Annotated in this window: 27 protein-coding genes and 1 pseudogene; 20 read left to right on the forward strand and 8 right to left on the reverse strand. The window is 66.2% G+C overall.

What is annotated here, in order from left to right; translation table 11 throughout:
• The first annotated feature begins 161 nt into the window (after positions 1–161).
• Together CYFUS_RS05725 and CYFUS_RS05730 are read left to right on the forward strand one after the other, a co-directional pair.
• Positions 162–554: a hypothetical protein gene (locus CYFUS_RS05725; RefSeq protein ID WP_157758259.1), complete on the forward strand. Its 393-nt coding sequence runs from the start codon at positions 162–164 to the stop codon at positions 552–554.
• Positions 555–699: 145 nt separating this feature from the next.
• The gene (locus CYFUS_RS05730; protein WP_157758260.1) at positions 700–1,872 is read left to right on the forward strand and encodes an amidohydrolase family protein; all 1,173 of its coding nucleotides are present in this window, start codon (positions 700–702) and stop codon (positions 1,870–1,872) included.
• Positions 1,873–2,048: 176 nt separating this feature from the next.
• Here the strand turns inward: CYFUS_RS05730 and CYFUS_RS05740 are convergent.
• Positions 2,049–2,315 (reverse strand): annotated as a pseudogene (locus tag CYFUS_RS05740) (AAA family ATPase); the annotation flags it as partial.
• A gap of 119 nt (positions 2,316–2,434) precedes the next feature.
• Between CYFUS_RS05740 and CYFUS_RS05745 the strand changes: the two are divergent.
• Positions 2,435–3,538, forward strand: coding sequence for a hypothetical protein (locus CYFUS_RS05745; protein WP_157758261.1), 1,104 nt, complete (start codon positions 2,435–2,437; stop codon positions 3,536–3,538).
• A 192-nt stretch (positions 3,539–3,730) separates the two neighbouring features.
• Positions 3,731–4,171 carry an isochorismatase family protein gene (locus CYFUS_RS05755; RefSeq protein ID WP_269770264.1) on the forward strand — a complete coding sequence of 147 codons (441 nt, stop codon included), beginning with the start codon at positions 3,731–3,733 and terminating at the stop codon, positions 4,169–4,171.
• A 46-nt stretch (positions 4,172–4,217) separates the two neighbouring features.
• Here CYFUS_RS05755 and CYFUS_RS05760 read toward each other — a convergent pair whose 3' ends face one another.
• The gene (locus CYFUS_RS05760; RefSeq protein ID WP_232537392.1) at positions 4,218–4,700 is read right to left on the reverse strand and encodes a hypothetical protein; all 483 of its coding nucleotides are present in this window, start codon (positions 4,698–4,700) and stop codon (positions 4,218–4,220) included.
• Between the two features lie 85 nt (positions 4,701–4,785).
• Positions 4,786–5,283: a hypothetical protein gene (locus CYFUS_RS05765; RefSeq protein ID WP_157758262.1), complete on the reverse strand. Its 498-nt coding sequence runs from the start codon at positions 5,281–5,283 to the stop codon at positions 4,786–4,788.
• 405 nt (positions 5,284–5,688) lie between these two features.
• Between CYFUS_RS05765 and CYFUS_RS05770 the strand changes: the two genes are divergently transcribed.
• From CYFUS_RS05770 to CYFUS_RS05785, 4 genes are read left to right on the forward strand one after another with little or no spacing between them, the layout of a single operon-like run.
• Positions 5,689–5,988 carry a PepSY domain-containing protein gene (locus CYFUS_RS05770; RefSeq protein ID WP_095984314.1) on the forward strand — a complete coding sequence of 100 codons (300 nt, stop codon included), beginning with the start codon at positions 5,689–5,691 and terminating at the stop codon, positions 5,986–5,988.
• Between the two features lie 23 nt (positions 5,989–6,011).
• On the forward strand, positions 6,012–6,689 hold the full coding sequence (locus tag CYFUS_RS05775; protein ID WP_095984315.1) for a response regulator transcription factor: 678 nt from the start codon (positions 6,012–6,014) through the stop codon (positions 6,687–6,689).
• Complete coding sequence (locus CYFUS_RS05780; RefSeq protein ID WP_095984316.1) at positions 6,676–8,052, forward strand: sensor histidine kinase; 1,377 nt, start codon at positions 6,676–6,678, stop codon at positions 8,050–8,052. The genes CYFUS_RS05775 and CYFUS_RS05780 overlap by 14 nt, the downstream gene beginning before the upstream one ends.
• A gap of 52 nt (positions 8,053–8,104) precedes the next feature.
• Positions 8,105–8,647 carry a GNAT family N-acetyltransferase gene (locus CYFUS_RS05785; RefSeq protein ID WP_095984317.1) on the forward strand — a complete coding sequence of 181 codons (543 nt, stop codon included), beginning with the start codon at positions 8,105–8,107 and terminating at the stop codon, positions 8,645–8,647.
• Positions 8,648–8,694: 47 nt separating this feature from the next.
• Here CYFUS_RS05785 and CYFUS_RS05790 read toward each other — a convergent pair whose 3' ends face one another.
• Positions 8,695–9,513: a slipin family protein gene (locus CYFUS_RS05790; RefSeq protein WP_157758263.1), complete on the reverse strand. Its 819-nt coding sequence runs from the start codon at positions 9,511–9,513 to the stop codon at positions 8,695–8,697.
• 395 nt (positions 9,514–9,908) lie between these two features.
• Here CYFUS_RS05790 and CYFUS_RS05795 point away from each other — a divergent pair, with 395 nt between their 5' ends.
• The 7 genes from CYFUS_RS05795 (at position 9,909) to mnhG (ending at position 16,319) form a co-directional block, all read left to right on the forward strand.
• Positions 9,909–10,226, forward strand: a complete 318-nt coding sequence (locus tag CYFUS_RS05795; RefSeq protein ID WP_095984319.1) for a DUF1330 domain-containing protein — start codon at positions 9,909–9,911, stop codon at positions 10,224–10,226.
• Positions 10,227–10,339: 113 nt separating this feature from the next.
• Complete coding sequence (locus CYFUS_RS05800) at positions 10,340–13,231, forward strand: monovalent cation/H+ antiporter subunit A (protein ID WP_095984320.1); 2,892 nt, start codon at positions 10,340–10,342, stop codon at positions 13,229–13,231.
• On the forward strand, positions 13,231–13,569 hold the full coding sequence (locus tag CYFUS_RS05805; RefSeq protein ID WP_095984321.1) for a Na+/H+ antiporter subunit C: 339 nt from the start codon (positions 13,231–13,233) through the stop codon (positions 13,567–13,569). Before CYFUS_RS05800 ends, CYFUS_RS05805 begins: the two co-directional genes overlap by 1 nt.
• Positions 13,566–15,206, forward strand: coding sequence for a monovalent cation/H+ antiporter subunit D (locus tag CYFUS_RS05810; RefSeq protein WP_095984322.1), 1,641 nt, complete (start codon positions 13,566–13,568; stop codon positions 15,204–15,206). The genes CYFUS_RS05805 and CYFUS_RS05810 overlap by 4 nt, the downstream gene beginning before the upstream one ends.
• Positions 15,203–15,691 carry a Na+/H+ antiporter subunit E gene (locus CYFUS_RS05815; RefSeq protein WP_095984323.1) on the forward strand — a complete coding sequence of 163 codons (489 nt, stop codon included), beginning with the start codon at positions 15,203–15,205 and terminating at the stop codon, positions 15,689–15,691. Before CYFUS_RS05810 ends, CYFUS_RS05815 begins: the two co-directional genes overlap by 4 nt.
• Positions 15,688–15,966, forward strand: a complete 279-nt coding sequence (locus tag CYFUS_RS05820) for a K+/H+ antiporter subunit F (RefSeq protein ID WP_095984324.1) — start codon at positions 15,688–15,690, stop codon at positions 15,964–15,966. The genes CYFUS_RS05815 and CYFUS_RS05820 overlap by 4 nt, the downstream gene beginning before the upstream one ends.
• Positions 15,963–16,319: a monovalent cation/H(+) antiporter subunit G gene (mnhG, locus tag CYFUS_RS05825; protein WP_095984325.1), complete on the forward strand. Its 357-nt coding sequence runs from the start codon at positions 15,963–15,965 to the stop codon at positions 16,317–16,319. Before CYFUS_RS05820 ends, mnhG begins: the two co-directional genes overlap by 4 nt.
• A 40-nt stretch (positions 16,320–16,359) precedes the next feature.
• Here mnhG and CYFUS_RS05830 read toward each other — a convergent pair whose 3' ends face one another.
• Both CYFUS_RS05830 and CYFUS_RS05835 read right to left on the reverse strand, forming a co-directional pair.
• The gene (locus CYFUS_RS05830) at positions 16,360–16,860 is read right to left on the reverse strand and encodes a hypothetical protein (protein WP_095984326.1); all 501 of its coding nucleotides are present in this window, start codon (positions 16,858–16,860) and stop codon (positions 16,360–16,362) included.
• 11 nt (positions 16,861–16,871) lie between these two features.
• Positions 16,872–17,795, reverse strand: coding sequence for a DUF2381 family protein (locus tag CYFUS_RS05835; protein WP_095984327.1), 924 nt, complete (start codon positions 17,793–17,795; stop codon positions 16,872–16,874).
• A 125-nt stretch (positions 17,796–17,920) separates the two neighbouring features.
• On the opposite strand from CYFUS_RS05835, the gene CYFUS_RS05840 reads away from it, so the two are divergent.
• The 3 genes from CYFUS_RS05840 to CYFUS_RS05850 all read left to right on the forward strand — a co-directional run bounded on the left by CYFUS_RS05840 (position 17,921) and on the right by CYFUS_RS05850 (position 21,711).
• On the forward strand, positions 17,921–18,331 hold the full coding sequence (locus CYFUS_RS05840; protein ID WP_157758264.1) for a hypothetical protein: 411 nt from the start codon (positions 17,921–17,923) through the stop codon (positions 18,329–18,331).
• A gap of 191 nt (positions 18,332–18,522) precedes the next feature.
• Positions 18,523–20,802: an AAA family ATPase gene (locus CYFUS_RS05845; RefSeq protein ID WP_095984329.1), complete on the forward strand. Its 2,280-nt coding sequence runs from the start codon at positions 18,523–18,525 to the stop codon at positions 20,800–20,802.
• Positions 20,803–20,805: 3 nt separating this feature from the next.
• Complete coding sequence (locus CYFUS_RS05850; protein WP_157758265.1) at positions 20,806–21,711, forward strand: hypothetical protein; 906 nt, start codon at positions 20,806–20,808, stop codon at positions 21,709–21,711.
• A gap of 77 nt (positions 21,712–21,788) precedes the next feature.
• On the opposite strand, the gene CYFUS_RS05855 is transcribed toward CYFUS_RS05850, so the two are convergent.
• Together CYFUS_RS05855 and CYFUS_RS05860 are read right to left on the reverse strand one after the other, a co-directional pair.
• A complete protein-coding gene (locus CYFUS_RS05855) occupies positions 21,789–22,349 on the reverse strand; it encodes a hypothetical protein (protein WP_232537393.1) in 561 nt (186 codons plus the stop codon).
• A gap of 259 nt (positions 22,350–22,608) precedes the next feature.
• Positions 22,609–23,022, reverse strand: coding sequence for a hypothetical protein (locus tag CYFUS_RS05860; RefSeq protein WP_157758266.1), 414 nt, complete (start codon positions 23,020–23,022; stop codon positions 22,609–22,611).
• A 276-nt stretch (positions 23,023–23,298) separates the two neighbouring features.
• Between CYFUS_RS05860 and CYFUS_RS05865 the strand changes: the two genes are divergently transcribed.
• Positions 23,299–23,901 (forward strand): adenylate/guanylate cyclase domain-containing protein, encoded by a 603-nt coding sequence (locus CYFUS_RS05865; protein WP_198316470.1) that lies wholly within the window; start codon positions 23,299–23,301, stop codon positions 23,899–23,901.
• Between the two features lie 39 nt (positions 23,902–23,940).
• Entirely contained in the window at positions 23,941–24,591 is a 651-nt protein-coding gene (locus tag CYFUS_RS05870; RefSeq protein WP_095984333.1) for a glutathione S-transferase family protein, read from the forward strand.

Consider the following 24,591-nt stretch of genomic DNA (forward strand, 5'->3'; position numbering starts at 1 on the left):
GGTGTCAGACGACTCGGATGGACGATTCGGCGAGCGCGAGATGTCGCACCAAGTTCTTTGACACCTTTTCAGCGATCGCCGCCGAACCCGAGATCCGGTTTCCCTCGGCGCGAGTGTTCGCGAACACATTGCGCGGCTTCCTCGTGGCGCGAGAGCTCCGCGTGGATCATCTCGACATCGCCCATCTCTTCGGCCGGGTCTTCCCCGCGCGCCGCTCGTCCATCGAGGAGTGGGTGGGGGCGCGGAGCGATTCCCTGATCGACATCGTTCCGCTGACGTCGGGGAGGCGCTTCCAGATGGAGCCCCCACCGGTGCTGTACCCGGTGGAACCGCCTCCGCCTCCGGATGAGGCGCTCGAAGAGGTGCCGGAGGCAGAGATACCCGTGGCGCCCCGCCAGTCGAGGTACGAGGAGGACTTGCAGGCGCGGCTGCTCGACGAGGCCCTGGGGCTGATCGGAGGAAGCGCGGAGGTGGCCCCGCTGCTGGTGAGACTCACCGCCTCCGTGTTCCTTCAACGGGACTCAATCCCCTCACTCGGTCCTCGCAGGAAATGACCCCTCCCCGTGGACGTACGGAGGACGGAGCATTGACTTCGGAGGGCAGGAGCGCATGGATTGGAAGGTGTTGTTCGTCGCCGGAGTGCTGGGTCTCATGGGGTGCAGGACGCCAGCCAGTTCTGGGAGGGTCACGGACTCAGAAATGCCCACCCTGGCGCTCGTTGGCGGCACGGTCTACCCGTCCCCCGAGGCGACTCCCATCGCGGATGGGGTCGTGCTGATCTCATCGGGACGGATTTCCGCGGTGGGGCCTCGGGCGGAGGTGGAGATTCCAGCGGGGGCGACCGTCCTCGACACCTCGGGCCAGACGCTGTTGGCCGGGTTCTGGAACAGCCATGTCCACTTCACCGAGCCATGGGGACAGGGCGCGGCGACCCTGCCCGCGTCCGAGCTCGAGCAACACCTACGGGACATGCTGCTGCGCCACGGCTTCGTCCACGTCGTCGATACCGGCTCGTTCCCGGAGGCGACGCTGGCCCTGCGGCGGCGCATCGAGGCCGGCGAGCTGATGGGTCCCAGCATCATCACCGCGGGTGTTCCACTGGCCCCGGTGGATGGCACACCTCGGTACGTTCCGGTGAAGCTGCCGGAGCTCCGGACGCCGGAGCAGGCCAGGGCGATCGTGAAGGAGCAGCTCGGGGGCGGCACGGATGCCATCAAGCTCTTCACCGGCTCCCTCACGGCACACCCACCCTATCCGGTGATGCCGCTCGCCATCGTGCAGGCGGTGACCGAGGAAGCTCATGCGCACGGCAAGCCCGTTTTCGCGCACCCGACGAACGCGGCGGGACTGAGCGCGGCCGTGGAGGGAGGTGTGGACGTGGTGGTGCACACGGCGCCGATGGCCGGTCCGCTATCGGACTCACTCCACGAGGCGATGGTGCGCCGGAAGGTGGCGCTGGTGCCGACGCTCGCCCTGTTCGAGTGGGAGCTGAAACGCGCCAACGAGGATCCCATCGTGCTCGAGCGCTTCACCCAGGCGGGAGCCGAGCAGGTCCGCAACCACGCCCGGCTCGGAGGCCGCATCCTCTTCGGCACGGACGTAGGCTACATGACCGACGACGATCCACGGCGCGAGTACGTGCTGCTGCGGGGAGCGGGGCTCGACCTGCGGGACATCCTGGCGAGCCTGACGACGAACCCCGCGACACAGTTTGGCCAGGAAGCGCGGACTGGTCGGCTCGCGCCGGGACTGGATGCGGATGTGGTGGTCATCGACGGAGACCCGTCCCGGGACATCGAGGCGCTCGCCAACGTGCGCCTGGTGTTGAGGCAGGGGAAGATCGTCTTCCGCCAGGACACGCTCCATCGATGAGTACCGATGCATTACGGGCGACGCGTGGGCGATGTCTCGGCCATGTCCATCTCCTACCCTCCAGGCCTTCGCGAGCTGTTGGAAGAGCTCGAAACATTCGGAGAACACAACGACGCGACCACCACGGACCGTGTGTCGAGGATGCTCAACATCACACCGGACACGGCGCCTCCCGCCACCGATGGCACGGTGTAGTCGAGGATGGAGTCGTCGCACGCCACGCTCGCCGCGCGCGCCTGCAACTCCAGCAGCGTGGGGGCGTCGGGCACGCGCTCCACCTGGGGCGGGCGGCCCTGTCGCTGGTGAAAGGCGCGCACCATGTCCAACTCCGCCTCGGGCGGCGGGTCGCCCACGCGCACGCGCATGAGGAAGCGATCCAACTGGGCCTCGGGCAGGGGATAGGTGCCCTCGAACTCCAGCGGGTTCTGCGTGGCGACCACGAACGCTCTGCTCCCGTCCGCTACGCCCAAGAGGGCTCCTGTCCTTCCTATGCTCGCCTACCCCTGACGCAGTAGTGCTAGAGTCAAGCCCTCACCTTCGTGACTTACCTTTGCATACACCCATGAAAAAGACTCTTGCCTCACTTCTTGTTCTTTCTGCCGTTGTCATCTCCTGCAGTGATGAAGGCTCTGGATCCACGGACCTGACCTTCAACCTCAAGGGTGCAAAGGCGCTTCTCTATAGCCAGCAGGGCATCAGTTCCGGGCGTTCAAAGGCTGCGGAATCAAACCTTTTCAAGATTGAAGCGAATGGCGATGTCACTCCCGTACTTGAAGGATCGGAAGTGGTGAGGGTCAATGCAATCTCCTGGGGCATGATAGTCACGACTCGTGCCACAGGAACGGATGACCTCCGGACTTTCTATGTAAAGCCTGACAACACCTCCGGCGAACTCCCAGCGGACATCGGGAGATTCATTGGGGAGAACGATAACGGCGATGTTGTATTTGTCACCAGCACAGTGCTTAGAAAGTCGACCTTGACGTTGGAGCCAATACAAACCACGCTCACCCGTCCGCTCGTGGACGCCATGTCTGGCAACTTTGTCATTATTAGTGATAGGTCCATTCACCAGATCCTCAACACTGTTGACGGAGTGCGCTACAACGTCATGAGCTGTAACGGACCGCATGTCATGGCTTTGGATGCCACCCACGCGGTGATTGATGATTGCCAACCCAAGACAGTGATCGACATGGCTACCGGCGAGCGCACGGAAGGTGGCGTCCGCGCGTTGAACCATGAGGGCGTACGCAGTGAGAACGGAGCCGTGGTGCTTGCTCAGGGGTTGGGAAGCGACTTCAACCTTTTTTATCTCGGTGAAGTTGACGTTCACGGTGGTCTCACACTTGTCAATGAATACGGATTCCAACCCGGCTCCCCGTGCATGAGTTGCAGCTCGAATTCCGTGCTGCATAAGACCGGTGATTATTTCATCGTGCGCGAGCTCAGCAAGGTGACTGTCGTTAAGCGAGGTGAACCCAATCCTGTCTTTATCTTGTCAGGCTATAACGTCACTTCTATTTCGACGAGTGAAAATCGTGTTTACTATCTCGCGGAAGACAGCACGGGTCATCCCATCACCGGTGTTTATGATCTGGTGACCCAGGAGAACAAGGTATTGCAGGACTCAGGACGGTTCACTGAGATCCATGCCATGAATTAGATGCGGGGTGCGGCCCCAGGCCCAGCGGGCAGGCGGGGGAGGCCTCCGAAGAAGGTGTCAGACGATTCGTAGGAGGCGAGATGTCGGAACGAGTCCTTTGACACCTTCGACCGGCCGCGCCTGGAGGTTGGCCGGGGTTCGCCCGTTGAGGATGCGCTCGCGGTCGTCCTGTAGCTCCAGCTCCGCGCGGGCCTGCCGGTTGGCCGCCGCCCGCTCCGTGTCCAGCCCGCCGACGCTCCCTTCTTCACTCCAGGCTCGAGCGGGGCCGCGATCCATGAGAAGGTGACCCCGGCGGCGGCGGAGCCGGTGGTGCTGAAGCACTTCGTCAACTCCTTCCGCGAAACCGAGCTGAAGACAATCCTCGAGCGCCACGGGATCGAGGAACTCATCATCTGTGGCGCCATGAGCCACATGTGCATCGATGGCGGGGTGCGGGCGGCGGCCGATCTGGGCTCCCGCTGCACCCTGATCCACGATGCCTGCGCCAGCCGCGATCTGGAATTCGGAGGCGTGCGCGTACCCGCCGCTCAGGTTCATGCCGCTTTCATGGCGGCGCTCAGCTTCGCCTATGCCAAGACCCAGTCCACCGACGAGTTCCTGGCGGGGACTGGGGGCGTCGTGGACGTCGGGTAAGCCAGTGAAGGGGGCTGCCTCATACCACGACGTTCCTGTCAGCCGTTCATCTTCGACTCGTGAGCAGGGAGACGAGCAGGGCTGGCAGCGTGAGGAGGTCGGTGACATCGAGCGTGTGCGCGACGGGCAGGACCGGGGGAAGCGGACGGCCCGACAGGAGCGCATGGAGGAGGCGGAAGGGCCACTGCAGCGCGCCCAGCCCCCACTGCCATCCCGCCCCCGCGAGCGGTGAGAGCTTGATCGCGGAGAAGCACAGTCCCGTTAGCAGCACGCAGCCCACGAGCACGGCGCGAGACGGACGGAAGGACCGCTCACCTCGCGCGCTCACGTGCTCCCAGAGCGCCTGGAGCAGCAGGGGGAACATGGCGAGCCCGGCCACATCCGAGAGCTTCCCCGTCCACCACGATGGCCAGTGGGCTTTGAGGAGGTGGTCATTGACGATGAGCACCGTCACCGCTCCGAGCACGAGCGGGTGCAGCATCGCGCTGCCGGGAAAAGGCCTCGACGAGCCCGGAACGGGGGCGGTCATGGTTCAGGGCTCCTGCGGGCGGACCAGGAGGACCTCGATGTCGCTGCCTTGTTTGTCATTGAAGAACAGGCCTGGGGGCGGAGCCTCACTGCTCCGAGACGTGCACGGTGAAGCCCTTGGGCAGTGTGGAGGTGCCCTTGGCGCTCGCCTCGGCCGTCACCTTCCATTCCACATCGACGGAGCCCTCGGCGGCGTTCGGCTGGAGCTCGAGTTCCATCGGGATGGTCCATTCACAGTCCTGCTCGGGTTTGCACTCGGGGCTCATGTACCTGTAGGTCTGCAGCGTCATGGGTTGCCCGGGTTCTTCGAGGACGAGCACCTCGGCAACGTCGGCGCCGTAGTGGTCGGGCTGGACGTACAGCCGCATGAGAAACCGGGGTTTCTCCGTGCGGTTGGGGTCCGTTGGCTTCCAGCGCACGGTGAGCTGGGCCGTCAGGCTCACCTCGGCCAGATTGAAGGAATACTCCTCCGAGGTGAGCCGGACCTTGAGGTGGCGCGTCGTGGTGGGGGCTTGAGTCGTCAGGTGCAGGGGCGGACCCTCGTACTCCGAGACGACAGCTGGTGAGGCAACTGATGTGGCCACTGAGCCGATGCACGCCACGACAAGGGCGAGGTGCGCCGCCCAGCGGCGGTAACGGGGGACGGACGGCGTCGAGTGATTCGATGAAGGGGGCTGCATCATGGGGCTCCTTCCCGGGGGGGAAGACTGTCGTCGGGATGCGCGGGTCGCCTTAGCAACCGAGATGCCATCGGGCGCTCAGAGGACGGAGCACGGCGGTGTCGCGGGGAACCGCGACGTTCCTGTCAGGGTCCTCCCTCGGCGTGATTCCAGTCATTCGCCAGTCACGCTCCTGGGAGGGGGCGGCCAGGCCGGGCACCTTACGAATCCGTATGGAGCGCGGCGGAGGAGCGGCAAACCGGGGTGTGCATGATTCCATCGTCCGGGCATGGAGCACGGACCGCTTCAGTTCCTCGAAGGAGTCGGATCATGCGGATGAACAACCTTCTTGTCGTGTGCTTGCTGGGAGTGGGTCTCGTGGCGGACGTGGTCGTCGCTTCCCCTGCGAGCGAGCTCAGGATGCTCGCGCAGACGAAGATCAGCCTGCAGCAGGCCATTGACGCCGCCCAGCGGCATCAGGGCGGGCAGGCGCTCGAGGCGTCGATCGATGATGAGAGCTTCAAGCCTGTCTACGAGGTCAGCATCGTCAAGGACAACCGTGTCTTCGACGTCTGGGTAGATGGCGTGGATGGTAAGGTGCTCGGTGTCCGCGAGGACGTGAAGGATTAGACCTCGCGGGTGGGAGATTCCCGGTGCGCGTGCTGCTGATCGAGGATGACACGGAGACTGCGGAGTACATCCGCCGTGGCCTGGGCGAGCTCGGCCACGGGGTCGATCATGCGAAGGATGGCCACGAGGGCCTGATGATGGCGACGAGTAGCGGCTACGACGTGCTCGTCATCGACCGGATGCTGCCCAAGCTCGATGGCATCTCCCTGCTCAAGGTGTTGCGCGAGGGCGGCACCCGGACGCCGGTGCTCTTCCTCACCGCCATGGGGAGCATCGAGGATCGGGTGAAGGGGCTGGAGTCGGGGGGTGATGACTACCTGGTGAAGCCCTTCGCGTTCTCCGAACTCCACGCCCGCCTCGTCTCGCTGTGCCGCCGTCCGCCCCTGCAGGAGGTGCGCACCATCCTCACGCTCGCCGACCTGGAGATGGACCTTCTCAAGCGCACGGTGGTGCGGGCGGGCAAGGTGATCGAGCTGCAACCCACGGAGTTCCGGCTGCTGGAGTACCTGCTGCGCCATGCTGGCCGCGTCGTCACGCGCACGATGCTGCTGGAGCACGTCTGGAACTTCAACTTCGACCCGAAGACGAGCGTCGTCGAGACGCACATCAGCCGCCTGCGCGCCAAGCTGGACCGGGGGTTCGGCTCGGAGCTGCTCCACACGGTGCGAGGCGCGGGATACAAGCTCGATGTGGCGTCCTAGGGTCCTCCGGACGGCGAACTTCCGCCTCGCCCTGAGCTACGCGGCGGTCTTCGGCCTGTCCGTCTTCCTCCTGGGGATGATCGTCTTCTTCGGCGTGCGCGCTTCCCTCGAGCAGCAGTTGCGCGGCGAGATCGACGCGGAGATCGGCCAGATCCTGATGGACTACCGGGACGACGGGCTGGAAGAGCTCAGCCATGACATCCGGGAGCGGATCGATGCCAACCCCGCCCGGCGGCTGCACTACTACATGCAGAGCCCGGACGGCCGAGTGGTCTTCGATCCGTTGCGCGCCATTCCCACTCCCGATGGCTGGCACACCGTGCGGGTGAGGGTCGAGGGAGGGAAGGGCGCCAAGACGTCGGTGTTGCTCCGGGCGCTCACGTTGGACGGGGGATACAAGCTGGCGGTGGCCGCCGACCTCTCACTGCTTCACGAGGCCGAGCGGGCGATACGTCAGGCATTTGGTTGGGCCTTCCTGTTCACCCTGGTGGCGGGGGCCGTGGGGGGGCTGTGGATCGGCCAGCGCTTCCTGGCCCAGGTGGATGAGATCACCCGGGCCGCGGACCGGATTGGCAAGGGGGATGTGACGGGGCGGCTTCCCTCCCTGGGGACGGGGGATGACCTGGACCAGCTCGCCGCCGTCATCAACCGCATGTTGGACCGCATCCATCAACTCCTGGAGAGCGTGCGGCAGGTGGGCACCAGCATCGCCCATGATCTGCGCACGCCGCTCGGGCACCTGCGGCAGAAGCTGGAGGCGATGCGCGAGGACTCCGTGACCCCCGAGCGGCGGAAGGTGCTGCTTGACGAGGCCTCGCGGCAACTGGATGCCATCCTCGAGACCTTCTCCTCCCTGCTGCGCATCGCCGAGGTGGAGTCCGGCTCACGCCGCGCTGGCTTCGAGACCGTGTGCCTCTCCGACATCCTGGAGAGCCTCGTGGAGGTCTACCAGCCCGTTGCCGAGGACAACGGGCAGCGCCTCTCGGCGAACATCCATCCCGCGCTCCAGATGCGGGGCGATCGCGGCTTGTTGACGCAGCTCTTCGCCAATCTGGTGGAGAATGCCCTGCGTCACTCGGGGCCGGGCAGCGCCATCCACCTGGGCCTGGACGTCTCGGACGGGGGCTTCGCGGCGACCGTGTCCGACACGGGCCCGGGGATCGACGCGGCCGAGTACGAGAATGTCTTCAAGCCCTTCTACCGATTGGATGCGAGCCGCACCCGCCAGGGCAGTGGACTGGGGATGAGTCTGGTGGCGGCCATCGCCTCCCTGCACGGTCTCTCGCTGTCGCTCGGAGACAACCGGCCCGGTTTGAAGGTGACGGTCACCGGGGAGCGGCTCGCATCCCGTCCTTGCCACTGAAGAACTCCGGCGGGATCCTGGCGCTCTTTCCCGCCTGCTTTGGAGGCCGAAGGTGATTGCCCCTGGACCTACGCTCGAAACCGCGCGCCTCATCCTGCGTCCCATCGCGCTGGAAGACCTGGATGGCTTCGCAGCCCTCAGTGGAGATCCGGAGTCCGCGCGCTTCCTGGGTGGCGTGCAGCCGCGCTCGGTGGCCTGGCGGGTCATGAGCACCATGGCGGGCGCGTGGGCGCTGCAGGGATTCTCCATGTTCTCCGTGCTGGAGAAGACGACGGGCCGCTGGGTGGGACGGGTGGGTCCGTGGATGCCCGAGGGGTGGCCGGGGCCGGAGGTCGGCTGGGGTCTGCTGCGCGAGTTCTGGGGGCGCGGCTACGCCACCGAGGCGGCGGCGGCGTCCATGGACTGGGCGTTCGATCACCTCGGCTGGACGCGGGTGATTCACTCCATCGCTCCGGACAACAAACCCTCGCAAGAGGTTGCCCGTCGCCTGGGCTCGCCCCTGCTGGGACCTGGGAAGCTGCCGCCGCCCCATGAGAATTCTCCGATAGAACTCTGGGGGCAGAGCCGTGAGGACTGGCGGGCCAGGAAGAAGTAGCCGATAGGGTGTCAAAGAATTCGCGCGACAGACACGGTAGCCGACGCTCAGGCGGAGCCGGGCTCGTCTTCCTCGGGAGGTGGCACCGGCGCTCCCCCCGGGGCCGGACGCTTGCGCGCGCGGGGTGACAGCTCCGCGCCCACGCCCAGGACGAAGGTGTTGCCGGGCGTGGTGCTCGCGCCACCGAGCGTCTGCAGCATGCGCAGGTCGAGCAGCGAGGGATGCTGCTCCACCAGCCTCGCCGCGTTGGCCAGGTTGCGCAGGGCCGCCGACTCGCCCCGCGCTTTCTCCAGCATGGCCTGTGCCTCCTTCTTCACCTTGAGCAACTCGGAGAAGGCGCGGCGCAGATCCGCTGGCAGCATCACGTCCTTCACCTCCACCGCCCCCACCGAGAGGCCGAACGTGCGCACCTCGCCGGCCACCCGCTCGCGCAGCCGCTGGCCCAGGTCGACGCGGCCCGCCGCCAGCTCCTCCAGGGGATGACGGCCCACTTCCTCGCGCAGCGCGAGCTGCACGACCAGGTAGAGCGCCTCCGTGAAATCCTGCACGCGGTGCAGGGCTGGCTCGGGCTCGGTCACCGCGAAGCGCACGGCGATGCTCACCTTGAGGCCCACCTGCTCCTGGCTGAGCACCTCCTGGCCGGGCACGGTGAGGTTGCGCTGACGCATGTCCACCCGCTGCGTGTCGTGGCCCCAGCGCGGCATCCAATGGGCTCCTGGGTTCAGCACGCGCACGAAACGGCCCTGGCGGTAGAGCAGGGCGGTGAAGCCCTCGGGGACGACCACCTTGAGCACGAGCAGCCAGTAGGCCAACGCCCCCAGCACGAATGCCAGCATCAACAGCGGGAAGATTCGAAAGATGTCCACCGGTCCCACCTCGTTCAGCCAAAGACGACGGCTCCGGGAGCCCCGGCGGCGCGGCGGGGGCTGTTCACCCGCATGGCCGTTCCGCACGGTGCGCCTCGAAAGGCGCTGGCTCCCGGAGCTTTCGTTGGGGATTTGAACCCCAGCCCTTTGGAGCTTCCTGGAAGGGGAGGCCCCGAGCCCAGGACACCCCCGGACCGATGTCCACGGGCGCTGGAGAGGACTCCCCGCCGCGCGTGGACGCACCTGACCCGGCGGCCCTGACACGGGCATGCCGGGTTCCACCTCGAAGAGGCCAGTGCATCTCGTCGATGACGAGATGCCGCGGCTCGTCGCGGGTATCCTGACGGCGTCAGCCACCTGGAACACGGGCTCCCGACCCGACAAGAGGACAACGAATGCCTGCTTATTTGATGATCGACATTACCGTGAAGGACGCGGAGACCTTCGAGCGGTACAAGCAGCTCGCGCCGCCAGCGGTCGCCGCCTACGGAGGCCGATACCTGGTGCGTGGGGGCGCGACGGAGACGCTCGAGGGTACGTGGAGCCCGACGCGGATCGTCCTCCTCGAGTTCCCCACCGTGGAACGGGCCCGGGAGTGGTGGAACTCTCCCGAGTACGCTCCCGCCAAGGCGATGCGTCAGGCGAGCAGCCACACGCACCTGCTGCTCGTGGAGGGATTGCCTCTGGGGATGCCTCCCGCCAGCAAGAATTAGGCACGTGTCGCGGCGCTGGGACACCTTCCATCTGCCAAGTACCCAACGCCATACGGCTGTCGCCTTTCTTTCTCTGGTGGAAACCAACAGGCTGGGGCGATGGTTGGCTCCTGATGCCGCTCCTTGCTCTCCTGGTCATTCCCTGGGTCTCCGGTGTCATCGCGGCACTGCTGCCCACGAGTGCCCGGAACCGCGCGGCGGGGCTCTCGGGCCTCACTGCACTGGTGGGCCTGGTGGGCGTGGCGCTCCACTTCCCGAGCGTCCAGGGCGGAGGCTCGCGGGTCGAGCACTTCGCGTGGGTGCCCTCGCTCGGGCTCGACCTCGTGCTGCGGCTCGACGGCCTGTCCTGGACATTCTGCGTGCTCGTCCTGGGCATCGGCGCGCTGGTGATGCTGTATGCGCGCTACTACCTCTCGCCGTCGGATCCCGTGCCGAGGTTCTTCGCGTTCCTCCTGGCCTTCATGGGGGCGATGCTGGGCGTGGTCCTCTCGGGAAACCTGCTGCAGATGGCTTTCTTCTGGGAGCTGACCTCCCTCTTCTCGTTCCTGCTCATTGGCTACTGGAACCAGCGGAAGGACGCACAGCGTGGGGCCCGGATGGCGCTCACGGTCACTGGCATGGGTGGCCTGTGCCTCCTGGCGGGGCTGCTGGTGCTCGGTCAGGTGGCCGGCAGCTACGAGCTGGAGGCTCTCCTCGGGAGCGCGCAGCGAGTCAAGGCCCACCCGCTCTACCCCGTGGCGCTCGGCCTCCTCCTCCTCGGCGCGTTCACCAAGAGCGCCCAGTTTCCCTTCCACTTCTGGCTCCCGAACGCGATGGCGGCCCCGACGCCGGTATCGGCGTATCTGCACTCGGCGACCATGGTGAAGCTGGGCGTGTTCCTGCTGGCACGGCTGTGGCCGGTGCTCTCGGGGACGGAGACCTGGTTCTGGCTCACCGGCTCCGCGGGGCTCGTCACGCTGCTGCTCGGCGCGTGGGCGGCGTTGTTCCAGAGCGACCTGAAGGGACTGCTCGCCTACTCCACCATCTCGCACCTCGGGCTGGTGGTGTTGCTGCTGGGGCTCAACAGCCCGCTCGCGGCGGTGGCGGCGGTGTTCCACCTCATGAACCACGCGGCCTTCAAGGCGTCGCTGTTCATGGCGGTGGGGATCATCGATCATGAGACGGGGACGCGGGACATCCGGCGGCTGTCGGGGCTCTTCCGCTTCATGCCCATCACCGGCACGCTCGCGCTCGTCGCCACGGCGGCGATGGCGGGAGTCCCGCTGCTCAATGGCTTCTTGTCGAAGGAGATGTTCTTCGCCGAGACCGTCTTCATCGACGCCATCCCCGCCGTCCAGTGGGGCCTGCCGGTCGCGGCGACCCTGGCCGGCATGGGGAGCGTCGCCTACTCGCTCCGGTTCGCGGTGAAGGTGTTCTTCGGGCCCGTCAGCGCGCTGAACACCCCACGTGCCCCGGAGGAACCACCCAACTGGCTGCGCGTCCCCGTCGAGGTGCTGGTCCTCCTGTGCCTGGTGGTGGGGGTGGCGCCAGCGGTGTCGATCGGGCCGATCCTCGATGCCGCGTCCCGGTCGGTCGTGGGTGGTCAGATCCCGCCGTACAGCCTCAAGCTCTGGCATGGGTTCACGCCCCCGCTCCTCATGAGCGCACTGGCGCTCGGCGGTGGCGCGGTGTTGTACCTGCTGGTCCAGCGACTGGAGGCGGGGCGGGTGCGCCTCGGAGGCCGCTTCGCGGAGCGGTTCGATGGCGCGAGGCTCTTCACGTCATTGGTGGCATGGCTCACCGCGTTGAGCAGATGGCTCCGCCGTTGGCTGCTCACCACGGGGCTCCAACGGCAGCTGTTGGCGATGGTGCTGGTCACGCTGCTGGTGGGCGTCGTGGCGCTCTGGGGGGGTATTGGCAAGGGGGATCGTCCGCTGGTGCCTCTCTCGCCGGTGTTCATCGCGCTCTGGGTGGTGGGCGGCGTCGCGGCGCTGGGGGCGGCATGGCAGGCGAAGTTCCACCGGCTCGCCGCGTTGATGCTCTCGGGGACCGCGGGCGCGGTGAGCTGCGTCACCTTCATCTGGTTCTCCGCTCCGGATCTGGCGCTCACCCAGCTCATCGTCGAGGTGGTGACGACGCTGCTCATCCTGCTCGGGCTCAGGTGGCTCCCTCCGCGAGAGCCGACTCGCGGCGTGTACGACGCGCACACCCGGCGGGTGGCCAGGGGCCGGCGAACCCGCGACTTCATCATCTCGGTGAGCGCCGGCTGCGCCATGGCGCTCCTCGCCTACGCGGTGATGACGCGCGAGCTCCCCGAGCGCACCTCCTTCTTCCTCGAGAACGCGCTGAGCGGCGGAGGCGGACGGAACGTGGTGAACGTGATGCTGGTGGACTTCCGCGGGTTCGACACCTTCGGGGAAGGGGTGGTGCTGTCACTCGTCGCGCTCACGGTCTACGCGCTCCTGCGGCGCTTCCGGCCGGCACGCGAGGTGATGGCGCTTCCGCCACAGCAGCAGGCGCTGCCGGAGGACCTGCGGACAGACCTGGTGAACCCACGCCTGGCGCAGGACACGGCGGTGGGGTACCTGATGGTCCCGGCGGTGCTGGTCCGCTTGCTCCTGCCCGTATCGGGAGTCGTGGCGACGTTCTTCTTCCTGCGTGGGCACAACGCGCCAGGAGGTGGATTCGTGGCGGGGCTGGTGATGTCGGTGGGCTTCCTGCTCCAGTACATCGTCTCCGGGACCGAGTGGGTCGAGCAGCGGCTGAACCTCGCGCCGCGCGTGCTGATCGGCGCTGGTCTCCTGTTGGTCCTCGGCACGGCGGCGGGCTCGTTCGTGGCCGGTTATCCGCTCCTCACCTCGCACACCTTCCATCTGAGCGTGCCGGTGCTGGGCGAGCTGCACATCGGAAGCGCGATGTTCTTCGATCTGGGCGTGTTCTGTCTGGTGTTGGGCTCCACGTTGCTCATCCTCGTGGCGATCGCGCACCAGTCGATTCGCGCTCACCGGTCCTCGGGAGGTGATTGATGGAGGTGGTGCTCGCGATCGCTATCGGCATCTTGACCGGCTCGGGTGTCTGGCTCCTTCTACGGCCCCGCACGTTTCAGCTGGTCGTTGGCCTGTCGCTCCTCTCCTACGCGGTCAACCTCTTCATCTTCAGCATCGGCGGCCTGGCCATCGACAAGGAGCCCATCCTCGTGGACGGCGTCCCTCGAGACCTCGCCCACTACACGGATCCAGTACCCCAGGCGCTCGTGCTGACAGCCATCGTCATCAGCTTCGCGATGACGGCCCTCCTCCTGGTCATCACCCTGGCCTCGCGCGGGATGACCGGGACGGATCACGTGGATGGCACCGAAGCATGAGCGCGCTCGTTCACGGCTTGATGCCGCACTTGATGGTGGTTCCCATCCTCCTGCCCATGTCGAGCGCGGCGGTGATGCTCCTCCTGGGCGAGGGGAAGCGCCCCGCCAAGCTGGTGCTGGGGATGAGCTCCGCGCTCCTGGGGCTCGCGGTCTCGGTGGCGCTCCTGGCGTGGGTGGACGAATACGGCGTCGTGGCCTACCTCCCCGGCAACTGGCCCGCGCCGTTCGGGATTACCCTCGCGGTGGATCGGCTGTCGGCGGGGATGTTGGTGCTGACCTGGAGCCTGGGCACCTGCGCGCTCTCCTTCGCCTTCACGCGCTGGCACCGCGCGGGTGTTCACTTCCACTCCATCTTCCAGTTGCAGCTCATGGGTCTCTCCGGCGCGTTCCTGACGGCGGACGTCTTCAATCTCTTCGTCTTCTTCGAGATCCTGCTCGCCGCCTCGTACGGCCTGCTGCTGCATGGCTCTGGAAGGCCGCGGGTCCGCGCGGGCCTGCACTACGTGGCGGTGAACCTCGCCGCCTCGTCCCTCTTCCTCATCGGCGTGTCGATGATCTACGGCGTCACGGGGACACTCAACATGGCGGAGCTCTCCGCGCGCCTGTCCGAGGGGAATGTGGCCAACCGGCACCTCATCGACGCGGGAGCGACCATCCTCGCGGTGGCGTTCCTGGCCAAGGCGGGGATCTGGCCGCTCAACTTCTGGCTCGTTCCCGCCTATGCGTCGGCGACTCCGCCCGTGGCGGGGATGTTCGCAGTGCTCACGAAGGTCGGCGTCTACGCCCTGGTGCGGCTCTGGACGCTGATGTTCGCCGGGGGGCCGCTGGCGGGGTTTGGCGCGGACGGTCTGCTCGTGTTCGGAGTGGTCTCCGCGGTGCTCGCGGCTCTGGGGATGCTCGCCTCGCAGAGGCTCGCGGTCCAGGCCGCGGCGGGAGTGATGGTCTCCTCCGGGACGCTCCTGGCCGCGCTGGGGCTGGGCGAGGAAGCCGTCCTCGGCTCCGCGATGTTCTACCTGGTGGGCTCCACGCTGGCCTCCGGCGTGTTCTTCCTGCTCGTCGACCTCGTCGAGCGTTGGCGCGCGGGCGCGACCATCGTGGACGAGGCGCCCTTCTTGAGCGCGACGCTCGAAACGCAGGAGGTCAACCTCGACGACGCGGAGGAGCCGCTCGTCGCCCTGCCGTTCCCCGCCTCCACCGCGTTGCTGGGCATGGCCTTCATCGCGTGCGCGCTGCTCACCTCCGGCTTGCCTCCCCTGCCCACCTTCATCGGCAAGCTCGGCATGTTGTCGGCGGCGCTCGGGTCGCGTGAAGGGAGCGGGCCTTTCTCCGCCCGTGCATGGCTGTTCACCAGCGTGCTCCTGGGCTGCGGCCTGCTCACCCTCGTCGCGCTCACGCGAACGGGAATCCGGACCTTCTGGTCGGAGATGCAGCGCGAGCCACCTCGGGTCCGGGCGCCGGAGGGGTTGCCCGTGGTGGCGCTCCTCACCGCGTGCGGAGTGCTGACGCTCATGGCGGGACCCGCGATGGAGTTCGCGCGCGCAACGGCCCAGTCCCTCTATGACCGCCGCGGGTACATTGACGCGGTCCTCGGAGCCGAGGTGCGGCCGCCAGCCACGGCGCCGGAGGCAAGGCGATGAGGAGGCTCCTGCCTTCCCCCGCGCTCTCGGTGGCGCTGCTCCTGCTCTGGATCCTGCTCATGCAGTCGTTGAGCGCGGGGACGCTGGTGCTGGGCGCCGCCCTGGCGCTGTTCTGGCCCGCGGTGACGCTCAAGCTCAGGCCAACCCCGGTGCGGTTGCGCGGGCCCCTCCTCATGGCACGCCTGTTCTGCCGGGTGGTGCTCGAGATGCTGCGGTCGAACGCCGAGGTGGCGTGGGTGATTCTCACCCGGCGCTCGCGCGACATCCACTCCGGCTTCGTCCTCATTCCGCTCGAGCTGAGGGATCCGAACGGATTGGCCGTGCTGGCGATGATCGTCACGTTCACGCCGGGCACCGCCTGGGCGCAGTTGTCGGCGGACAATCGCGTCCTGCTCCTGCACGTGCTCGCCATTCAGAGCGAGGCGGACCTGGTGGCTTTGATCAAGCAGCACTACGAGCGTCCGCTCCGGGAGATTTTCGAATGAGCCCTCTGCTCTCCTGGGCGCTGGTCTTCGCCCTCGGCTGTCTTGCCCTCGCGATGATGCTGGCGCTGGCACGGATGATTATTGGGCCCCGAGCGGAGGATCGCGTGTTGGCGTTCGACTGCCTGTACCAGAACACGATGCTGGTCATCCTCGCGCTCGGGCTCGTCTATCGCAGCAGCTCCTACTTCGAGGCGGCGCTCTTGATCGCCCTCTTCGGGTTCGTGGGCTCCACGGCGATGTCCAAGTTCCTCCTGCGCGGGGAGATCATCGAATGAACACGTGGGCTCCCGCGTGGGTGGATGCGCTGACCGCGTTGCTCGTGGGGGGGGGCGCGCTGGCGGCACTGATTGGTTCGTTCGGGGTGCTGCGACTCAAGAGCTTCTTCCAGCGCGTCCACGCGCCCACCCTGGGCGCGACGCTGGGAACCTGGGGCTTCACGCTCGCGACGGCGGTGCAGGTCTCCTTCGAACGTGGCCAGCTCTACCTTCATGCGCTGCTCATCGCGGTGTTCATCGCGCTCACCGTGCCGGTCACCACCATCTTCCTGATGCGGGCCGCGGTGTTCCGGGCACGCCTTCGGGGCGAGGAGATTCCGGTGCCTGGCGCGGACGAACCACCCCGGGACTGATGCCTCCTCGGGTCCGCGCCAATGAGTGAGCGGCAGGTGTCTAGCGGAAGTCGTCCACGATGAAGACGAACGCGCTGGAGGAATCCAGGAGGGCTGTTCCAGGCTTGGACTCGGGCCGCTTCCGGAGCTGCTCGAAGCCGAGCCGTGCCACCGCGCAGATGGGGATTTTGGCTCCACCCTTCATCGGCTGCGCCTCGTAGTAGCGGAGGGTGGCTTGGGGCCCGCTGGTCCAGACCCAGCCGTAGAGCCGGGCCGGTGATTCGAGCAGCCCGATGTTTTCATCCAGCACGCTCTCGATGGGGCCGTCGTAGAGGGTGATGGTCCGAGCGCTCGACTGGTTCGCATCGATCTGCACCCAGCCCCCTTCCCCCACGAACATGCGGAGATAGCTCATCGCCTTCTTGGATTCTTCCGGGCACTTCTCGGGTCCCGGCGTGCCGTCAGGACGAAGGGCCACGCCCCCCGTGGCGGTTCCAGGACAGCCGGAGGACATGACGAGGAGGAGAGCGCAGCCCAGGAGTGCGAACTTGTTGGGAACCATGTTCTCCGCTCCTATCTCGCAATGAGTCGGTGATCCAGCGCGACGTATACTTGTCGTTGGCCGTCCTGGCGGTAGACCTCGAGAGAGAGGTCTTTCAAGACACCTTCGTCCATGAACGCGCTTCCGTCAGCGACAATCGCGACCACTCCAGCGCCTCCGGGTGGGATCTCTCGGATGGAGGAGCGGACAGCCACGGACCGCTCCTTGCCCTCAGGCAGGGTGGAAAGCTGGACCCGCTGCACGCTCCACGGGTTCTCCGCGTGGAGGTTCTTGATCTGGAAGATGACGGCGACTTTGTCTTTGCCACGAAACACTGTCGCTCGGACGTCTGAGTCCTCGTCCTTGCCCGAGAACGTTTCCTTGGCTGTGAACGGCGTCTGCTTGATCGCGCCCGAGGCCAGCAGAGCGGCAAGGGCGTGGTCCTCGGAGGTTTCTTCCTTTCGGAAACGCTCGTTTTCGCTGCTCAGCGTCGCGTTCTTCTCGAGCGCGTCGAGCAGGGCCGCGTGCATGGCCGCATGGCTTTCGCGATTCTTGAACACGTCCACCTGCTGGTCCGTCCAGCCCCAATCCTTATAACGCGGCGGCCTCAGGAGAAACGGCACTTCTGTTCCATCCATCAACGTCACGACCATGGGAATGGCTTCGTCGTCGTTGAGGTCATGCAGGGGCTCCAGGATGACTTTGTTCCGAACGACCGCCAAGGGTTCGAGCCGGCCTTCCCAGCCGATCATCTTTGTCTTGTCCGGGTCGACGAGCGTTTCGAACCGGAGTGTCGTGATGACCTGTCCCTTCACGTAGATGCGGTGGGTGTCGCGCTCGGGGTGCTCCGAGAGCAGGACGGTGCGGAGCGCGCGCTTCTCACGTTCGTCAGCCTGGGCGGTTGCGGCCACGAGGACAACAAACAGTACAGACCGGAAAGGTAGGAGCAGGCCCATGGTCCGGTCAACTTATCAAGGCGGGTGGAGAGCCGCCAGCGCGTTCGGGCCTGGTGACGTCCGGTCTCTTGACGAGGATGTTGGCGGAGCCGAGCATCACGAAGATGCGCTTCGAGGAGTCCTGATTGAAAGACCCCGTTCATCCGTTCGCGATGCACCGTGAGGACGGTGCCACCCGCCTCAACCAGGTGGGATTCTTGCTGCTGTTCCTACCCGCAGTATTCGGAGCCCAGGAAGTGGCGGGCTTCGGTGGAGACCCGGATGTGGACCGATGGTTCGTCCTTGGGGTCTGCACGCTCGGCGGTGCGCTTGGGGGAATGCTCTTCGGCCTGGGCCGGGCCCCGGCGTACGCGGGTCTGCTCGGCGGTGCACTGGCCAGCGTGGGCGGGATGCTACTCACCCACTTCTGGATCGCCGGGCGGGAGCGCTTCTTCTTCATCGAGGCCGTTGGCTGCTGGATGGTGGGCTGCATGCCCGGAGCGCTCGCCTACCAGGCGTTGATTGATCGCGCGGCGCGGTCACGGCGAGCCCGATGAGGGTGCCCTTGGTCACCCCTTGGGGTGCTGAGTGAGGAGGTCCAGCGCCACGAGCGTGGCTCGTTCGCTCGGTCGGGTGGGGCGGCGGGAATCGAGGTTACCGGGCATTTGGGCCTCTGGAGGCGGGCCTGAGCGTGCTTGCGGCTTGCATGGACCCGCCACTGAGGTTTTAAGCGGCAGTGGAGGGCGCCATGTACGTCCGTTCGCTGACCATCCAGAACCTTCGCAGCTTCGAGTCGGTGGAACTGCCGCTGTGTCATCCGGGTGATGGGGCCCCACCCGCCCCCACGGGCGTGCCGTACCTGGACAACGTCACGTTGCTGCTCGGCAGCAACGGGTCGGGCAAGACGAGCGTGCTCCGGGCCGTGGCGCTGAGCACCCTCGCGCCCGTCCTCGCCATGGGATCGGGCTACGTCCCCTATGCGCTGGTCCGGAGGGTCAAGGGTCGTCCCTCCGAAGCGAGGGTGAAGGCCCACGTCGTCCTGCATGACCAGGATGGGCTGGGGGAGGGGAAGGAGGAGGAGATCGCGGCCACCCTCGTGGCTCCGCCCCGTGGCTACACGGATCGTTTCCTGATCGAGAGCAAGCCGCCGTCATGGCACATCCGTCTCTGGGACGAAGAGTCTCCTGCCTTCCTGGTGCTGGGCTATGGCGCGACGCGCCGGGTGGAGACGGGGGCGGGCAGCGTGGAGGGCCGCGCCAAGGAGCGCATCCTTCGCTACCGCAGGGTGGCGGGGCTCTTCGAGGAGCACATGACGCTCATGCCCCTGGCGGCCTGGTTGCCGCAGGTGGCGCGCAAGGACAAGAAGCGGCACCAGGAGATCGTGAACTTGATGAATGAGCTCCTCCCCGAGGGCACGAAGATGCTCGGGAAGTGGGAGGATCGCGAGGATCCGGAGAGCCTGTTTCAGCGGGGCGGTTCCGTGTTGCCCTTCCCCGCGCTCTCCGATGGCTACCGGGCGTTCCTTTGCTGGGTTGGGGATGTGTTGTACCACCTTCATCTGATTTGCAAGAAAGGTCAGCGGCTGGTGGATATGCGGGGGGTTGTGCTCGTGGATGAGGTGGATCTGCACCTTCATCCAGAGTGGCAGCGCCACCTGGTTCCCAGTCTGTCGCGTGCGTTTCCTCGGCTCCAGTTCGTCCTGACCTCGCACAGTCCGCTCGTCGTGAGCACACTCTCCTCCCAGAACGTGCTCCTGCTGGAGGAGCGTGAACGGGCAGGTGGTGTGACGGCCACGGAGGTGCTGCGACCCGGCGAGGAACTCTACGGCTTGAGCGCGGATCAGATCCTCACGAGCCAGTCTTTCGGGCTCGAGTCCTCACGGGACGAGCGCTTCTTCGAGCGGCTCAAGGATGTGGCGGACAAAGCCCGTGAGGGCGGTGCAGAGGATGCACTGCGTTTCATGCGGATGGTTGCGGGAGGGGCTGTGGCGGGAGATGCTCCGGTGTCTGAACTCCCAGGTCGCGAACTTCTGATTCTTCGAGGCCATAAAGCCAGGGTAGCTGAGGTGGCGTGGGACCCAACAGGCCGCAGGGTGGCCAGTGCATCCTGGGACGAGACGGTGCGAGTGTGGGACGGGGAGACGGGCCGGGAGTTGTCGGTCCTGCAAGGTCATGAAGAAGCGGTGGTTGGCGTGGCGTGGGACCCAACAGGCCGCAGGGTAGCCAGTGCCTCCTGGGACAAGACGGTGCGGGTGTGGAACGGGGAAACGGGCCGGGAGTTGTCGGTCCTGCAAGGTCATGAAGAAGCGGTGGTTGGCGTGGCGTGGGACCCAACAGGCCGCAGGGTGGCCAGTGCCTCTGGGGACAAGACGGTGCGGGTGTGGGACGGGGAAACGGGCCGGGAGTTGTCGGTCCTGCGGGGCCATGAGGACAAAGTGATTGGTGTGGCGTGGGACCCAGCAGGCCGCAGGGTGGCCAGTGCCTCCGTGGACAAGACGGTGCGGGTGTGGGACGGGGAAACGGGCCGGGAGTTGTCGGTCCTGCAAGGTCATGAAGAAGCGGTGGTTGGCGTGGCGTGGGACCCAACAGGCCGCAGGGTGGCCAGTGCCTCCTGGGACAAGACGGTGCGGGTGTGGGACGGGGAAACGGGCCGGGAGTTGTCGGTCCTGCGAGGCCATGAGAACAGAGTGATTGGTGTGGCGTGGGACCCAGCAGGCCGCAGGGTGGCCAGTGCCTCCGTGGACAAGACGGTGCGGGTGTGGGACGGGGAGACGGGCCGGGAGTTGTCGGTCCTGCGAGGCCATGAGGACGCGGTGGTTGGCATGGCGTGGGATCCAACAAGTCTCAGGGTGGCCAGAGCCTCCAGCGACGAGACGGTACGAGTATGGGAGAGCAACTCGAAACCAGGAGTTCTCAAGCCACAAAAGCAATCTGCAAAAAAATCGTCCGTGAGAAAGCCTGCCTCAAGAACGTCGACGAAGAACGCGAAAGCCCAACGCAAGGCTTCCCATCGACCGGGCCGGAAGTGACCGATGATCCGAATTCCTGTTACTCCCCTGGAACTGGTCCGTCTCATCGATCAGGAAGTTCCGGGCTGGGGTGAGCGCGCAGCGAAGCAAACGCAGCAAGTACGAAAGCAGAAGCGTTTCTCTGGTGAAGGCATCTGGAGTGAGGTGAAAGGCATCTACATGGCGCTGCAGCATCACAAATGCGCCTACTGCGAGCGCCCCATGGCCGAGGGTGAGCATGCGAACATTGAGTACGATGTCGAGCACTTCCGGCCGAAGAGTCGTGTCATGCCCTGGCCCGATGAGAAGACCGCCAAGGAACTTCGTATCCGGTACAAGGTTCGCAGCGGAAAACCCAAGGGCTATCCACTGCTCGCGCATGACCCGCATAACTACGTTGTCACCTGTAAGGTTTGCAATTCGCCTCTCAAGGCCGACCACTTCCCCATCGACGGCGAGCCCTCGGATGCGGGCAGTGACATCGCGAAGCTGAATGCGGAGGAAAAGCCACTGCTCATCTTCCCGCTCGGCATGGAGGATCCCTCTCCCGATGAACTCATCACCTTCGAGGGCATCCTCCCCGTGCCGACGAAGCGCGGAGGCCATGACCGGAAACGAGCGCAGGTGACCATCGACTTCTTCCGGCTGCATCTTCGGACCGAGCTGCGAGATGCGCGGGCCCATCTCTTGGTGATGCTGTGGGAGAAGCTCGAGCGAGCGAAGAGCGGGACACCGGAGCAGCGCCAGCGTGCCAGGGAAGTGCTCGCGGCGGCGCGCGGGAGCCACTTCCCTCACTCCAGATGCGCTCGTGCCTTCCTCGACCTGTACGAGCGCGATCCCGCGAAAGCAAAGGACTACTACCTGGCGGCTCATGAGTTGGTGGTTCGCAAGGAACCTGGTTTGTACGGCCGCGGTACACCCCGTTCCTGATGCGTTCTCTCCATGGGAACCCTCCGACAGCAAACTCCCATACAGAGCAGCACAGACCAGGAACTCAATCATACGTCCTACTGCACCTCGAGTTCATGATCCCAGTTGGTCAACAGCCAGATGAGATCTCCGGGCCGTGCGGCGGAGACCCGCTCGAAGAACCATGAGTCGAGTGTGGTGAGGCGCTCGCGCTGGAAGTCAGGATCGGCCACCCGTTTCCAGTGCTTCAACTTGTCGGCATGCGCGAGGGCTCGCGGCATTTCCCGGAAGATGGCTTCGATGCAATCCTCTCGTGTGGCCCGTTCCATGCGCTCCGCGGCCATGGCCAGGCGCTCGTGCACGGAAGCGTCTCCCTCCGGGCACCAGGCATCCATGGCCCAGTCGTAGGCGGCCACCATCAGTTCTTCCAGCGTGTGTGCCATTCCCACTTTCTTGAAGAGATAGCGCGCGCACTGAAGCGGTTCCCAGAAGCGCAGCACCGCTTGGAGGCGCTTCGCCGTTCGCGTCGCACTCACCGGGCCCATCTGGGCCAGCGCGAAGTAGAGCGCACCCCAGGCTGTCTCCAGGAAGAAGGCCTCACAGGCATCTCTCGTGGGTAACGTGTTCTGCTGATCCACGGTATCGAGCAGCGCGTCCATGACATTCGACACCATGTGCAGCCGCCAGGCTGGGCGCTCGTGCTGGATGTCCACCACATCGTGCGCCACCAACACCTCGCCTGGAGGGACTTCCACCATCTGCCGAGGAGCGGGGACGGTTCCCTCCACTCGGTACTGCTCACCACACCGCAGACCCTCTCTCCTCGCCTTCTGCTGTACCGAGCGAAAGGTGCCGTGCAGGAATGACGGCAGTTGCAGCGCAGCGGTCTGTTCATGCCTCATGGAGCGCGCAGGGACTTCAGTCCGGAGGCAGCATCGGCGGATCCCGCGGTTCCGGAGGTGGCGTGGTCCAGGCCCAGTAGAGCAGGGTGCCGAGCACGCCCGCCCAGGGCACATAGGGCACTCCCGCGAGCACTCCCTCCATGCACAGGTGGATGCGGCACTCGGGCCGGTCGAGCGTGGAGCACGCGCCCAGCAGCAGCGGCGCATGGCTCGTGATGAACCCCATGCCGAGCCCGCGCACCACATCCCCGCGCACCCACCGACGTGTGAGCACCCGCCACAAGCTGGGCAGCAGCACGAGCGTTGCGAGCGCGGCCAACACTCCCCGTTCATGACGCGCCGCGGTGGCCATCAACAACACGCCCAGTGCGAGCAGCATGGGCGTCCACGGTGGGGTCCGATCTTCCTGGGGGCTGTCGGGAGCGGACATGGTGGGCGGCTCAACAATCACAGGTGGATGTGCGTGACGCGGGTTGTCACGTCCTCGACGGCTTCCCACTCCAGGTGAGGACCCCCGGTTGTTGCTCGCGCGGAGGATGGGCTAGCTTCATCGTACTCGAAAGGTGGGTTGCTGGCGGGACGGGCTCGCTCCGTTCCGGCCTCAATGGGCAGGCTCCGGTGCTCGCTCCTCGGAGGAGTGCCGGTGGATGCAGGCGAGTGTTCATGAGGTAACATTCGCCAGGTCTGGGGGGGAGGGAGATCGCGGATGATGGTGGATGCGCAACAAGCGGAGCCCCCCAAGGTCGCGGCCATCATGTTCACGGACATGGTGGAGCTGAGCACCGAGGCTCGTCGGGACGAGTCGCTCAACAACGAATTGCGCGAGGAGCATGGACGGCTCGTGCGCAGCCTGCTGTCTGGTCATGGTGGGCGGGAGATCAAGCGGCTGGAGGATGGTTTTCTCGTCGAGTTCGATGAGGCGCTTCCGGCGGTGGCCTGCGCGCTGGAGTTGCAGTCGGCGCTGAACGCTCGCAATGAGTGCGTGCCGGACGAGCGTCGGGTGCAGCTGCGCATCGGCATCCACCTGGGCTCGGTGGTGCACCAGGATGGAGACGTGTTCGGCGAGGGCGTCAACCTGGCCGCCCGCCTGGAGTCGCTCGCGCGGCCCGGGACGCTCTATGTCAGTGAGCCGGTGGCGCGGCAGATGCGTGGCCTCCAGGTCGAGGCCTCCATGGTGCGCCTGGGCCGGAGCGACTTGAAGAAGATCCGCCTGCCGGTGCCCGTCTATCGGATTGATCCGCCCGTGCGCCGCTCGCGCTCGTGGGTGGAGCGTCTGCGCGGGCTGTTGCCCAGCCGCGCCCGAAGCTGAGCCCTCGCGCGGGCGGACGGGGCGCTAAGGTGCGCCCCCATGACCGCTCTCACCCTCGTCGTCGGCTCGAAGAACTACTCCTCCTGGTCGTTGAGGCCCTATCTCGCGCTCGCCCACACCGGGCAGCCCTTCCGCGAGGTGCTGATCCCCCTGGACCAGCCGAACACGGCCAGCGACATCATGAAGTACTCGCCCAGTGGGCGGGTGCCGGCGCTCCAGCATGGCGAGCTGGTGATCTGGGATTCGCTGGCCATCTGCGAGTACCTCGCGGAGCAGTTCCCGGAGGCGAGGCTGTGGCCCCAGGCGCGCGAGGTGCGGGCCGTGGCGCGGGCCGTCACCGCGGAGATGCACTCGGGGTTCGCCACGCTGCGCACCCACATGAACATGGACATGAGCGCTCGCAAGCCGGGACAGGGGCGCGCCCCGGGAGTCGCCGAGGACATCGCGCGCATCACCTCCCTGTGGAAGGACTGCCGCTCGCGCTTCGGACAGGGCGGGCCGTTCCTCTTCGGGGCCTTCAGCATCGCGGACGCCTTCTACGCGCCCGTCGTCTCGCGCTTCGTCACCTATGACGTGGAGCTGGACGCGGTGGGCGCCGCCTACCGGGACGCGGTGCTCGCCCTGCCGGCGATGAAGGCCTGGACGGAGGCCGCCCGTCACGAGCCGCCCCTGGCGCGCTACGCGAAGTAG

Origin of the sequence: Cystobacter fuscus (assembly GCF_002305875.1) — a bacterium.
Taxonomy (GTDB): domain Bacteria; phylum Myxococcota; class Myxococcia; order Myxococcales; family Myxococcaceae; genus Cystobacter; species Cystobacter fuscus_A.

Excerpts from the sequence above, each read along its gene's own strand:
- CYFUS_RS05810 (WP_095984322.1), top strand. The coding sequence starts at position 13,566 with ATGAGCGCGCTCGTTCACGGCTTGATGCCGCACTTGATGGTGGTTCCC.
- CYFUS_RS05845 (WP_095984329.1), top strand. The coding sequence starts at position 18,523 with ATGTACGTCCGTTCGCTGACCATCCAGAACCTTCGCAGCTTCGAGTCG.
- CYFUS_RS05770 (WP_095984314.1), top strand. The coding sequence starts at position 5,689 with ATGCGGATGAACAACCTTCTTGTCGTGTGCTTGCTGGGAGTGGGTCTC.
- CYFUS_RS05805 (WP_095984321.1), top strand. The coding sequence starts at position 13,231 with ATGGAGGTGGTGCTCGCGATCGCTATCGGCATCTTGACCGGCTCGGGT.
- CYFUS_RS05760 (WP_232537392.1), bottom strand. The coding sequence starts at position 4,700 with ATGACCGCCCCCGTTCCGGGCTCGTCGAGGCCTTTTCCCGGCAGCGCG.
- CYFUS_RS05820 (WP_095984324.1), top strand. The coding sequence starts at position 15,688 with ATGAGCCCTCTGCTCTCCTGGGCGCTGGTCTTCGCCCTCGGCTGTCTT.
- CYFUS_RS05780 (WP_095984316.1), top strand. The coding sequence starts at position 6,676 with ATGTGGCGTCCTAGGGTCCTCCGGACGGCGAACTTCCGCCTCGCCCTG.
- CYFUS_RS05815 (WP_095984323.1), top strand. The coding sequence starts at position 15,203 with ATGAGGAGGCTCCTGCCTTCCCCCGCGCTCTCGGTGGCGCTGCTCCTG.
- CYFUS_RS05745 (WP_157758261.1), top strand. The coding sequence starts at position 2,435 with ATGAAAAAGACTCTTGCCTCACTTCTTGTTCTTTCTGCCGTTGTCATC.
- mnhG (WP_095984325.1), top strand. The coding sequence starts at position 15,963 with ATGAACACGTGGGCTCCCGCGTGGGTGGATGCGCTGACCGCGTTGCTC.
- CYFUS_RS05835 (WP_095984327.1), bottom strand. The coding sequence starts at position 17,795 with ATGGGCCTGCTCCTACCTTTCCGGTCTGTACTGTTTGTTGTCCTCGTG.
- CYFUS_RS05860 (WP_157758266.1), bottom strand. The coding sequence starts at position 23,022 with ATGTCCGCTCCCGACAGCCCCCAGGAAGATCGGACCCCACCGTGGACG.
- CYFUS_RS05865 (WP_198316470.1), top strand. The coding sequence starts at position 23,299 with ATGATGGTGGATGCGCAACAAGCGGAGCCCCCCAAGGTCGCGGCCATC.
- CYFUS_RS05800 (WP_095984320.1), top strand. The coding sequence starts at position 10,340 with ATGCCGCTCCTTGCTCTCCTGGTCATTCCCTGGGTCTCCGGTGTCATC.
- CYFUS_RS05830 (WP_095984326.1), bottom strand. The coding sequence starts at position 16,860 with ATGGTTCCCAACAAGTTCGCACTCCTGGGCTGCGCTCTCCTCCTCGTC.
- CYFUS_RS05795 (WP_095984319.1), top strand. The coding sequence starts at position 9,909 with ATGCCTGCTTATTTGATGATCGACATTACCGTGAAGGACGCGGAGACC.
- CYFUS_RS05850 (WP_157758265.1), top strand. The coding sequence starts at position 20,806 with ATGATCCGAATTCCTGTTACTCCCCTGGAACTGGTCCGTCTCATCGAT.
- CYFUS_RS05855 (WP_232537393.1), bottom strand. The coding sequence starts at position 22,349 with ATGGACGCGCTGCTCGATACCGTGGATCAGCAGAACACGTTACCCACG.
- CYFUS_RS05730 (WP_157758260.1), top strand. The coding sequence starts at position 700 with ATGCCCACCCTGGCGCTCGTTGGCGGCACGGTCTACCCGTCCCCCGAG.
- CYFUS_RS05870 (WP_095984333.1), top strand. The coding sequence starts at position 23,941 with ATGACCGCTCTCACCCTCGTCGTCGGCTCGAAGAACTACTCCTCCTGG.